13 protein-coding genes are annotated in these 12,132 nt (G+C 41.6%); 5 read left to right on the top strand and 8 right to left on the bottom strand.

All coding sequences use genetic code 11. The features are described from left to right. The 7 genes from H6G79_RS35370 to H6G79_RS35400 form a co-directional block, all read right to left on the bottom strand. The coding region (locus H6G79_RS35370) for an Rpn family recombination-promoting nuclease/putative transposase (RefSeq protein ID WP_191049422.1) at positions 1-518 on the bottom strand (518 nt) is incomplete at its 3' end. A gap of 160 nt (positions 519-678) precedes the next feature. Continuing rightward, positions 679-1,068 (bottom strand): hypothetical protein, encoded by a 390-nt coding sequence (locus H6G79_RS35375; protein ID WP_199334146.1) that lies wholly within the window; start codon positions 1,066-1,068, stop codon positions 679-681. A gap of 31 nt (positions 1,069-1,099) precedes the next feature. After that, positions 1,100-1,435: a hypothetical protein gene (locus tag H6G79_RS35380; protein ID WP_190595163.1), complete on the bottom strand. Its 336-nt coding sequence runs from the start codon at positions 1,433-1,435 to the stop codon at positions 1,100-1,102. 50 nt (positions 1,436-1,485) lie between these two features. Then, a complete protein-coding gene (locus H6G79_RS35385) occupies positions 1,486-2,241 on the bottom strand; it encodes a hypothetical protein (protein WP_190595162.1) in 756 nt (251 codons plus the stop codon). 87 nt (positions 2,242-2,328) lie between these two features. Next, positions 2,329-2,871, bottom strand: a complete 543-nt coding sequence (locus H6G79_RS35390) for a hypothetical protein (RefSeq protein ID WP_190595161.1) — start codon at positions 2,869-2,871, stop codon at positions 2,329-2,331. A 45-nt stretch (positions 2,872-2,916) separates the two neighbouring features. Further along, on the bottom strand, positions 2,917-3,222 hold the full coding sequence (locus H6G79_RS35395; RefSeq protein WP_190595160.1) for a hypothetical protein: 306 nt from the start codon (positions 3,220-3,222) through the stop codon (positions 2,917-2,919). A gap of 86 nt (positions 3,223-3,308) precedes the next feature. Next, positions 3,309-3,863, bottom strand: coding sequence for a hypothetical protein (locus H6G79_RS35400; protein ID WP_190595159.1), 555 nt, complete (start codon positions 3,861-3,863; stop codon positions 3,309-3,311). 396 nt (positions 3,864-4,259) lie between these two features. Between H6G79_RS35400 and H6G79_RS35405 the strand changes: the two genes are divergently transcribed. The 4 genes from H6G79_RS35405 (at position 4,260) to H6G79_RS35420 (ending at position 10,511) form a co-directional block, all read left to right on the top strand. After that, positions 4,260-4,472 (top strand): hypothetical protein, encoded by a 213-nt coding sequence (locus H6G79_RS35405; protein ID WP_190595158.1) that lies wholly within the window; start codon positions 4,260-4,262, stop codon positions 4,470-4,472. A gap of 554 nt (positions 4,473-5,026) precedes the next feature. Then, positions 5,027-6,721, top strand: a complete 1,695-nt coding sequence (locus tag H6G79_RS35410; protein ID WP_190595157.1) for a hypothetical protein — start codon at positions 5,027-5,029, stop codon at positions 6,719-6,721. 110 nt (positions 6,722-6,831) lie between these two features. Next, positions 6,832-8,133, top strand: coding sequence for a hypothetical protein (locus H6G79_RS35415; RefSeq protein WP_190595156.1), 1,302 nt, complete (start codon positions 6,832-6,834; stop codon positions 8,131-8,133). 227 nt (positions 8,134-8,360) lie between these two features. Further along, the gene (locus H6G79_RS35420; RefSeq protein WP_190595155.1) at positions 8,361-10,511 is read left to right on the top strand and encodes a P-loop NTPase fold protein; all 2,151 of its coding nucleotides are present in this window, start codon (positions 8,361-8,363) and stop codon (positions 10,509-10,511) included. Between the two features lie 7 nt (positions 10,512-10,518). Here the strand turns inward: H6G79_RS35420 and H6G79_RS35425 are convergent, their stop codons facing one another. Beyond that, positions 10,519-11,436, bottom strand: coding sequence for a restriction endonuclease (locus H6G79_RS35425; RefSeq protein ID WP_190595154.1), 918 nt, complete (start codon positions 11,434-11,436; stop codon positions 10,519-10,521). A gap of 210 nt (positions 11,437-11,646) precedes the next feature. On the opposite strand from H6G79_RS35425, the gene H6G79_RS36495 reads away from it, so the two are divergent. Continuing rightward, positions 11,647-12,039, top strand: coding sequence for a hypothetical protein (locus tag H6G79_RS36495; protein ID WP_242048770.1), 393 nt, complete (start codon positions 11,647-11,649; stop codon positions 12,037-12,039). Positions 12,040-12,132 lie beyond the last annotated feature (93 nt).

Below are 12,132 nucleotides of genomic sequence, written 5' to 3' on the forward strand. Positions count from 1 at the left end.
TGCGGACGCTCTTGTTTGGGAATATTCATTTTCGACATCAATGCTGCGGCTACTGGATTTGGTTGAGTTAGAAAATCCCGCCAGCTTAAACGATTGAGTTGAATAGCAGCAAATTGAAACTCCAGAACGTTTAAATCAGGAAAGGTAACGCGATAGTTTTGTGGTTCAGGGCGTAATGGTTCATCAAAAGAAAAAATCACCACGGGATAAATAGGTAGGTCATATTTTTCGTGCAGTCGAGCAAAATACTTAAACATCCGTTTGGCAAATTCTTTCTTGGTGTAAGACTGATTTTCGACATGGATTAAAAAACAGGTTTCTTGTCCTTGGTAACGCACTTGAGCAAGTAAATCAATTTCCTTTCTTTCCCCAGAAGTGACATCAGTCAAAACTTCTTGGGGTAAAAACTGAATTGAATCACTGTCTATCTGGCTGGCGACTTGCGGCAGAAATAAATCTAAGAACTCAACAAAAAAGGTAGAAAGTAATTCTTTAAACAAGCGGTCATGGTCAATCATAGTTTATTTATTTTTTTTAAAATTGATAGTAATTATGCAGATATTATATCTTAATTAATTAATAGTAAAATAAGGTTTTGTACTAGATAAAATAAAAATGTGGCGATTCAGTTTTGGAATCGCCTGTATTCTAATTATCGTATTTTTATCTGCGATATAACTACCCCACTAAATACCTAACAACTTGCGGATCTATTCGTGCTATTCGCTTCTGCATGGATTTTGGAGGGTTATTGAAAAAGCGTTTTAAATCTCGACTTTTGACTTGATAACAACTAGCAGAACGTTTTTTCGCTTTCAACCAGCCCTGCTTTATCCAATAAATAATCGTGCCGGTATCTAGAGAAAGGTTTTTAGCAATTTCACGGCAACTATAGTTATCCAAAGTGGGGCGTGTAGAGTAACCCAAAGCATTAAGTTTATTAGCAATAGCTAATTCTGTCCGTTTATATCCGCGTCTTTTTAGTCGAAAAGCTATTTGTTTTACTGTGTGTGTTTCAGCCATCTCGTAAAGAGTTGTTAATTCCGGCTCACTCCATTTGATACTCATAATTAAATCCCTGGTATTCAATGCTGATTGCTTATGTTTCTACCGCCCGTATTTGTTCTAATTGCTTGTATTCATCCCAATTTCTGGGATTGTGGCGTGATAACATTGCTTCTTCAAAATCCCAATTTTGAGAACTGATATCGAACAACTCAATCGCTGCATCAAAACCGCATTGCAAAAATTTGGTATATGATTCTTCAGACCAAAGAATTGATTGAATAATTGCTATTAAAAGATTGAGATTAGTTTCGGTTGCTGCACCCTCAGCCTGTAGCCAATCAGTTGTGTTGAGTAATTGTTGTTTAGCAGAAGCCGCAGTTGATTCAGGTAGTGCAGCAATGGGGGTAAAACCTGTTAGTTGTTTCATAATTAGTTAGTGTGGCGATTCATCGGTGAACCGCCATTGTTAGTTTTTAATTACCTTCTCTTGCTGGGTACAACTGCCTGATTCTGCGGCTGTAACGATGCCCGTGCCTCTGCTTCCGAAACTGCTGGCAATGCTGGTCTAATCTCTGCATTTAACGCCCATCTTTCGTAAGTCTCGTTTGTAACCCAGCCCAATGTCGCCCCAGACTCCGCACCCGACCGAATCATTTCAGCCGCTTCCAGTGCATCTTTTTCAAAATCAGACTGCGGATTGCGGTACGACCACTGAATGAACCAATACGTGCCAAGCGCACCTTCCACCTTTTGGAACTCGGCGCAGAAGATGTAGTTTTTCAGGACAGATGCGATCGCCTCATAGCAAAACTCTTTCGGATCTCCCGGCATCCCTTCCTCGCACCACTGCTGAAATGCACGATGCGCGAAGTGATTGTACAGACCTGCAAACGAATCCTTACTCCGGCGGTGCATCAGAAAACTGAGCAGCATGGACGCTGGCCCTTTAAACTGATCCTTTAACCCGCCAGCTACCGGAATCACCCACAGTTCGGTGAACGGCTCGTTGGTGAAGTTCTCGTTAATGGTCATTGGACGGTCTGGACGAGAAATAGCGATCGCAAAATCCGCCTTGTTACCTTTGAGATATCCGCCCTGCTGTGCTTCTAAAATTGTCAGCTTCGGTGGGCAGTCCAAAAGAAATTGCCCGTACTCCTTGGCGCAGTTCGCTTGAAGTTTAGGTTGGCTGGGTGGAATGAGAAAGACGCTGTTGTTGATTTTGATTGTTTCCATAGTTGCCTTGTTTTTGCTAAAAATTGCGTTGATTTGGGATACTGTTCGGGTTAGCTATTTATGACAGAAATAGAGATTGCTTTAGCCTTAGTCAGCAATATCTAATGCAGGACTTTGATTCGGTTCGAGTTCCAATTCCAGATAAGAAAGTGCAGTTTCAGCATCGCCAATAGTTAAATCGGGCTGATATCTAAGTGTTAAATAGTCGGGGTGTTTGGCAATTTCTTTGAGGATGAATTTTCCGGCATCAACTAAATCGTGCAGAGATGGATAAGGCGGTTCTTTGCTTTCTTCAACCGTAGAGTTACTTGCTACAAAACTTACACCAACTGCTTTCAACTCGTACTTTAGTGATTCAACTTGGCGTAAATGGTTGATAATTTCTGTTTCTAAAACTGTTTTTAATTCCTGCACTGAAAGCAGTTTTATGTCATCCTCAATCCGTGTTTCATCGTCTTCAGTGTTCTTGTTTGGCAGCAGAATGTAACGCCAACCCGCACCGTATTCTTCAGCTAGATATGTGTCCTCAGCATAATATTTCATGCCGATGATTTGACCGCGTTCTGTCCGTTGTCCAAAGCCAAAACGGGGGTATTGCCAACCCGGAGGGATTGAGATAGTGGGTTCCATTTTCTTAATTGGTGAATGGTTATTTGTTGAAGTTGAAAAACTGAGTTAAGCTGCAATGGTTTTGTCATTAGCCATACTTGCAGCCAGAAGGAAATCATCGAGTGCCACTGCTGCGTTCAACGGTTTGGTGTAATGGTTCTCGTCTACTTCGTTTGTCCAATGCGTGATGTGTTGAAAAACCAAACCCAGCATTGATTCACCCTTGTAAACGCGGTAGATTTTCGGGCGAAACCCGTTGCAGTAAACCAGCGTGTAACCAGGAATTTCAATTAACTCTGCGTTTGGATGATTCGGGGGTAAAAGTATCGGTTCGCAGCATTCACCCCAGTCGGGATCTTGAACGAATGACATAGCTATTTCGTGCCATGATTTTTCTATTGTTTTTGTTGTAATGGCGATCGCGCTCTAAAAATGCGATCGCCTTTCTACTGTTGGGACTACGCGGCTACTGGTTGGCTAATTCCCAACAGTGCAATCGCCGCATCAATATCGATAGCCGTGCGACTGCCGCCCAACTGACTGCACCTGCTGTACCATTTGCCTTCGAGGTTACAGCCCAGGAAACCCACACGCTGACGGTTGAAATAGAGGGTGGTGCTGAAACTGAGCCAGTCAATCTCTCCGTGAGTTAAACCGTATTTTTGGCAAGCGGTTTCTAATTCTTCGCTCAGACGATCGTTGCGTTCTCTGGGAGTTTCGGGCAAAGTGGCTTTAACTTCTGCAACTCTTTTGGAAAACCAGTTGCGGTCGAAGGGTAGCCGTCCGCCACCGACTAACTGCACCCATACGGTGATTCCAGCTTCTATCCAGATAGTGCGGATCGATTCGGGGTCTACTTGGATAATCTCGGCAATGATGCGACGGTCATGAGATGTTAAGGGGTCTGCGGTTGGTGCTACAGTTTGCGCTTGCTGGCTCATGTACTGCGCGAGTTCGTCTTGGGCTAAGGATTGCGCGTCAACTGGTTGCTGTCTATGAGCAATGTAAGTCATAATTGTTTATCTCCGTTATGGATGAAAGCGATCGCGAAGTTTGTCAGGCTTGGGCGGTCGCTTTTGATTTTTAAGAACGTTGTGGTTCCCCACAACGCACTCATCGAAATTGGGCGGAGCCGTTATTTGAAGCTTGAAAGTAAGGGATTCTCAGCATTACCAAGACAAAGAAAGATAGTTGCAGAAGTTAACTGTGAGTTACTTCTGTTATGTGTGGTGTCTTGATGGATATTAGTTTTCAAGCTTCAGGAGGTTTAGAATTGCCTCATATATATAATGTACATTTTGTAATCCCGTTTGTCAACCCAATGGGATGACCAAAATTGAATACTTGGGAGTACACTTGTTATTACAATGCTTTCGCTGATAGCGTTGAACAATAGACGAGGAATCACTATGAGTGAAACAAGAATAAATATCAGGATTACACCTGAAAAGAAAGATGCTTTTTATGAAAAGGTCAAGCAAGAGGGGAAGAATGCTACTGATGTTCTGATTGAGCTAATTGACCAATATCTGGGGAATAAGGTTGAATCTAGCGATATTGTGGAGCTAAGGCAGAGAGTAGCGAAACTGGAAGAATTAGTGCTGGGGGAAACCGCAGCCTGAGAGAAGAAAATGATTCTCTCAGGCAGTTACTAGAAAAACTAAAAGAGATGCTCAAAGAAAAACCCGCCAACCATTAGGCGGGTTTACTGCTTTTTAGGTATTGTGTCTGTTGTGATAATACTGTGTTACTATTTGGGATAACAAGACTCTCCTTGTGAAAGTAATTGACGATTACTGGGAGTAATCTATGTGTACCAAAGGTGGCAGTAATTGAGCTAAGGCATATTGTGGGTGGCTAAATATTTTTCCACCACCTACAGTGTGCCTTCAGCTTTTTGAAAATCATCCAAAAAATTCAAGCCCAAGAGCGTTTGCCTGGAAAACACCGCCCTTGGGAAAGTTTCACAAACTGCACAGTTTATGATCAACCAAACAATACCAAATTTTCTTCAACTCTGCACAGGGGCAAGTATCGCTATTGAAATGGATATGTCTCTGCTAGGTGAAAGCATGATTATTTGTTTTGTTGAGCCAAAGCCAAGGCAAGAAAAAACTCGTAGTCAAGTACAGATATCTTTCAGCACCTCTTTTACGTATAGCAAGAGGAGAAAAATATGCTGACACTAGATCGCTGCGAAACAACATCACCCCCCAGCTACAGCATTCTCAACACCAGCATCAAAGAAACCTTCACCGCCATTGACCGTTTTGAATGGCAAGCCGTTGATGAGATTCTCCAAATGCGTGATCAACTGCTTTACCGTGAAGCTGGTTACAAATCTTTTGAGGAATACTGCCAAGCTGAGTTATCTACCTGGGGTGGCTACCGCAGAATCAATCAACTGCTGGGAGCGAAAAAAGTAATTGATGCAGCTGATGAATTGGGTGAACACATCAAGAATGAGCGTCAAGCCCGTTCGCTGCTGCGTTTGGTTAAGGAACCAGAGAAACTAAAACAGGCTGTTGCGATCGCACTGGAGCAAAACCCTTCCCCAAGTGAATCAGACTTTGCCGCAGCTGCTAACAGGGTAGTTCCTCGTCTGCCAAGTAAAAAAACTATTGCTCAGGAACCAATGGTTCCTAAAATTGAAGAACCAGAAATTCAGGAACCAGTGGTTCCTAAAACCAACATAGTAAAAGTTACCTCACCAACTCACCCCCGCTATGGTGAAGAAGGAACCATCTCAGCTGACCCACCCAATCAAAGACAACAGATTGTCACCTTTGAGGATGGCAGCAGGGAACTGGTTAACAATGCGGATTTAAGTAATGACGCAGTTGAGTCATTGAGTCAGCAAAGAACTTACCCCAAAGAATATGCCGAAGCGATCGCACAACTCAAACAGCAGCACCAGCAAGAACTTGAACGACTGGAAAAGGATTTGAGGATTGGGTTACAAGCGGAAGCAACTACCCAAGCCCAACAGCAGGTACAAGAACAACTCACCACTTTACAAAACCTGTTTCAGAAACAAAAGGAAGAGAACATCCAGTTACAGCATCGGCTTTTCGAGTTGGAAGGCTTAAGGCAGTTAGAACTTGAGAACCAAAGGTTACAAAAACGTATTCAGGAATTGGAACGTGCTGTAGAAGAACGTCCGGCTCAGGAATGGGGTAATACTCTTACTAAGCAAGCAACCAAAGCCTTGAACAAGCAGGTTAAGCAAGCTTTAGACAAAACTATAGACCTGCGATCGCTTGCAGTTGAACCACCCAAAGAAAATGCTCAAGAATGCTTGCGACTGATGGGCATTGCTTTGGGAAACTTGGCCAGTGCCATGAACAACACCCAAGCCTTAGAAGCTGCGGCGTTAATTCTAGGTAGTGAACCAACCCCGTCTGCGATCGCATATCGAGCCGAACAACTGCAACTGTTACCGCAAGCAGTTAGTGATATTCGATTTGTGCTGTCCAAGCCTGAGTGTAGTTGGTGGGATTATCTGGAAGTGGCGCAGGAGTACGAGGTTATCAAAGCCGACTACTGGGCAGAGTTGACCCCACAAGAGACGGAGTTAATCACTGGTCTTGAGAAAACCGCATCCTCGCAAATTACGGAACCATTGGTTCCTGAAGAAGTCCTTGCCGAATCTGTTGTTTCTGATGCTGAAGTGATTGGGCTTGGCTCTATTGTTGCCCATGCCGATATTTACTGCGCTTTGTATAACGCCAAGGGCGAAGTTATCGAAGACATGGGTGATGAGGTTTGGGTCGCTTGGGCGCATTGGAAAGACAAACCGAAAAAGACTGACCGCTATTTCAAGAACGAATTGCGTTTCTGGCAAGAAACAACCAATCAATTAAAAATTTAAAATTCAAAATTCAAAATTAATTTTGCATTCTGAATTTTGCATTTTGAATTCACAAAGCGGCACTGCAACCATGTCGCTCATATTGTCATGCTTAATTTTGGGAGAAAATTATGAATACAGCATTAAAGGCAATCAAAGGTGGCCAAAACAAAGGCAATCACAAACAAGCCACAGACGAAAAACCAGTTCGACCCCACTGCAAAATCTCGATTGAGGATATCAACTGGGTTCGTCAGCAACCGCCCTGTGTGCAGCAGCTATGGTTGGACTCGGTTGCAGCAGAACAATTTGGTGGGGCTGCTCACAAGCTGGATACCAACCTCACCTACAAGTCATTGCAAAAAGCAGGTGCAGCGTTAACGGCTCAAGGGTTATTTCAGTATGAGGAAGTGTTTGGCCGATTGCCTTCTGGCAGACCTGGACTGATTGGGTATCGTGTTCGTAACCTGCACGGTTATTACAATCGCTTTTACTGGGAATCGTCCACGTCCGGCGACACTAATTCTTGTGACGAGAAATCTGTCCACGCCGGGAAGGAAATTAACCACACCGGGAGAAACCAAAACCAACCCGAAGAGAAACAAATCCAGCCCGATTTGGATCATTTCCAAAAGAATGGTCAAAAAAGTGAGGAATTACAAGGCTTCCAGAAACCTAACAACGTTTCTAACTATTCTTTAACTACCTACCAACCACCCACTAAGGTGGTTGGTAAGGTAGTTAGTTCTTCCACTTCATACGAAAATTTGCATGGTGATGAGACGGCTGACGCATCCTTGAGGGATGCGTCACCTCAAACCCTTAAAAGCGTGGAAGAAGAAAAAGAAGAGTTACCTGCGGTAACGGACTGCACGACGCTGACGCTTGTGGATGATGTGCCAAGTCAATCCGTTTCGTTGACAGAAAAGAACCAGGATTTGAGTGATGAACCGGGAGCCAGTTATGAAGACCATTCTTCCGCCGCGCCCGTTGCTTTAAATTTAGAAAACCTCAATCAACCCAAAAACCAAGCTCAACCGAGTCTGTCTGCTTCGTTGCTAGAAAAGAAGCAGGAATTGAGTGATGATGCGATCGCACGTCATGAAGACACAGTTTCCGCCGCGTCTGCCGAGTCGAATTTGCCAGCACAGGAACCAAAAGTTCATAATGAAGGTGTTTGTGCTGTAGCGGCTGATTCCGATCCAGAAAAATGGTCTTATGAAGCAGTCGTTGAGCGATCAAGAATACGACCCTGGCGGATGGAAAAGCTCAAGATAGCGGAACAATGGCGTGAAAATCCTGGGGATGATTTTCTGATGGAGTGTTGGGCGGATGACCCTGCTTTGCGGATTGTGATCAAGAAGCTAGTGGCGAAGTGTCCGCAGTGGGGGCTAGTGGCTGCGGATGGGGTGCTGGTGAAGTGGGAGGGGTAGTGAGGTAGTGAGTGCTATCAAAAAGAAAGAGTGTACTTTAGCAGATGCTCCTCTTTTAATGCTGTAAAGATCCGTCACTATTTTCTATATCAGCTTTGATGTCCTAGCGTTTCAATTAGCATCTGCACTATTTTTTAGCAAAACTTAATTTTGTTTCAGCATTACTGTATAGCATGATAAAAATTTAACACTGTAATCAGTGAAAATTTTCGTGTGAGCATAACTGTATGTTTGAAGTGCAAGATAGCTTCAGTTTGGAACCTAATACTTTAAATACTTTATCCGCAGATAAACCTCTAAGTGACCCAAAAGATGACAAATTAGGTTATGCTCCATTCGCCAAGAATCTTGCAGAAAGCATTAGCAAAATGTCTCCGCCAGATGGATTAGTGATAGCAGTTTATGCCCCTTGGGGTTCGGGTAAATCAACTTTATTAAATTTCATAATACACTACCTCAAGCAAAAACCTGAGCCGGAACAGCCAGTAATAGTGCCGTATAATCCTTGGTGGTTTTCTGGGCAAGAAGACCTTACTAAAAGCTTTTTTGAGCAATTATTAGGCGTATTATACGAGAAATGGCAAACTCTTGGGAGAAAAATAAAAAACCAGATAGGAAGTTTAGCAGAGAGAGTTTCTACAATTCCCGATTTGCGAACAAAAGCTTTTGCTGCAACAGTAAAAACAGTGATTAGTCCAAAGGATATACATAAATTAAAAGAAGAAATAGAAAAAATATTAAAAAAGCAGCAAAAGCGGATTTTGATTGTCATTGATGATATAGATAGACTAACTGCTGAAGAGATTAGGCAACTATTTCGAGTAATTAAGGCAGTTGCTAATTTTCCTAATGTTGTTTATCTTTTACTCTTTGATAAAGAAGTTGTTGTTAAAGCCCTTGAAGAAACACAGAAAATAAATGGAGAAGTTTATCTTGAGAAAATTGTTCAGGTATCTTTTGAACTTCCCCTTCCTGATAAACTACAACTTACTAGACTATTTGATAGCCAACTGACTAAAATAATATCTGATACACCAGAAGAACTATTTCAGCCAAAATACTGGACAGATATTTATTGGCAAGGAATAGAACATTTTATTAATACACCTCGTAGTGTACTGCGTTTAATAAATACTTTGATGGTGACATACCCAGGGGTTAAAGGAGAAGTTAATTTCGTTGATTTCGTCGCTATTGAAACTATTAGGTTGTTTTGCCCAACTGTATATAATATTATACGTAATAATCCAGATTTATTCACCTTTGGTTTGAGGTTTTTAACGCTGTCAAGTATTAGCATGAATGAGAATAAAATAAAAGAATTCCATACCAATTGGATTAATCAAATTAAGGAAAAAGACAGGAATGCAATTAAATTTATAGTGACAAAAATTTTTCCAAAAGCAGGTAATACGAATGTAGTGTGGGGAGATAGCTATTTAAAAGATAAACGAAGATATCTTCATATATGCAGTGCAGATATCTTTCCTGTTTACTTTCGCTTGGCAGTACCTGAAGGTGATATATCTATCTCTGAAATGCAAAGCGTGTTAGCTTTAGCAAATAATTCTCAGATGTTTGGAGCTAAACTGGTAGAATTATCTGATCAAATACGCTTTGATGGTATAAGTAGAATTCGAGTATTTTTAGATCGTTTAAGAGATTATGTGAACAAAGATATTCCTCTAGATTGCATAGAGTCCGTTTTACAAGCTTTTTTTGAAGTCGGGGATCAACTTTGGAATGTTGAAGATGAAAAAAATTCTTTTGCTTCCATAGGTAATGAATATGAAATAGAATTTTTAATAAATCAACTTTTGGAACGGATTGAAAAAACAAAACGAGATCAGATATTAAAAAAAGTCATATTAAACGGTCATGCAATTGCAACAATAGTAAACCAAATGGTATCTCTGGGATCGCAGCATGGAAAGTATGAAGATAGAAGAGATAAGCCTGAAGACCAAAGAATTTTGAATACACAGCAATTAGAAGGAATTGAAAAACTTGCTTTAAATAAAGTACGAGAGGCTGCACAAGAAGAAACTTTGCTTACAGTGCCAAAACTACGTCGTATCTTAGCTTTTTGGCGTGATTCAGGTAATGTAGAAGAAGTAAGTCAATGGGTAAAAACAGTTATCCAAGAAGACCAAAAATTAATTTACTTATTAGAAAACTTTCTTAGTGTAGTACAAGGATACAGGCTTGATCCTCAATGGTTATCATCTTATTTAAGTACAGATGATATAATTACTAGGGTTCAAGATTTAGCTAAACAAAGCCAACTAACAGAGAATCAGAAAATTGCATTAAATCAATTTATTAAAGAATACAAAATGAGGCAACAAGGAGAAAACCCAAATCATCCATTTCCTTAAAAACTACTTAGCTATCTGTAAAGTAATCTGAATCAACTTTCTTGACTTCATACACTGCAAATGGTGTAACACCAACATTATTTTCAATCATCAACTGAGTCAACGTTTCTCCATCAATCAAAATAATCTTACTATCAATTCTTGAAACGTAGTCTTTAGCTTCATTTGTAAACGTTGATGTTGTTATAAATACTCCTTTTCTGGCACGAAATCCTTGTAAAGCTCCAGCAAACTTTTGAATTTCAGGACGACCTACAGAACTTTCCCAACGTTTAGCTTGAATGTAAATTACATCTAGACCCAAACGGTCTTCGTTGATGATACCGTCAATTCCACCATCACCACTACGCCCAACGGTTTGACCTGCATCCTTGCGAGTGCCGCCATATCCCATTTTGACTAATAAATCGACCACTAGTTTTTCAAAGAAAGCTGGTGGAGAATTTTTGATCATCTGTAGTAAATCTGATGCTAATTCTTTTGTCAGCTTCTGAATGGCAAGCTCTACATCTTCTTCTGGTGTACGAGTGGTATTTATTTCAGATCCACTACCATTAGATGTGCTTTCCTCCGATTGTTGAGTATAATTTTGAAATTCTAGAAATTCTGGAAACTGCCTTAAAAACTTAGCATTAATCTCAACAGGATTAGTGTTAATAGTCTCAATTCCTCTATCAGTTATCCGGAAACAGCCTCGTTTAGTTGATTCCACTAATCCAGCTTTTTTCAAATAAGTACGCGCCCACCCTACACGATTATCAAAAGTTGGTTGACGGCCGCTAGGCAGCAGTTCTTTTTGTTCCTCTTCAGTTAATTGAAAGTGATCTACCAAAGCCTCAATCGTTTCTCGTAGTGAGTGTTCTTTTTGGTCTGTGGTAAATTTCAGCAACGGAAGCATTATGGCTTGGTAGTCAGGAATTGGCATACAGCCTTTTAAGTAAGAGTAAATTATTACTGGAAGATAACAATTTATACTTAAGTTGGCAACAGGTTTCAAGGCTCTGTGCCTACACAAGCTCAACAAGCTTACAAATGAACCAGTAAAGTTATCGCTCTTACGCAGAAGTTCTGACTTAGCGGATAGTGAACCAAGACCAGAGATACCCCGCCAAGAGTGCGATCGCTGCTTGAACGGATGAAAAAGTCAGTACAGCCCAGTCAGCAGCAGGTTCAGGAGGTATTGCAACAGTTACGAGAAATACCTTGTACTCCGCAATTTCGTCTCAATGCAGAGATTCAGCGCACAGTAAAACGGTGTTGGGAGAATGTACCAGGGGCGATCGCCTATCTCAAGGAGGCGATACGGACTTGGAAAGGCATTAAATCACCGGAGGCTGTGTTTGTCGCGGCTTGTAAGGAGGGGAGAAAGCCGGAGGCACAGCAGGCTAAATCTGGTGTAAGCGTTTGGTTTGAGTGGGCGAGGAAAAACAGGATTGTGATTGCGATGTCGGGGAATACTGTGTACACGCCGGATGGTGAGGCGGTGGCTTTGGCGGAGATGATGCGGCGGTATCTAGTGGGGGAGTAAGTGCGAACACGCCTATGATAGAAAGAGATTGCTGATAAAGCGAGTTATGGCTTATGTCTCTGACTATCAAAGACTTAGAACAATTACAGTCAC

The organism is Anabaena sp. FACHB-83 (assembly GCF_014697485.1).
GTDB lineage: Bacteria > Cyanobacteriota > Cyanobacteriia > Cyanobacteriales > Nostocaceae > Nostoc_B.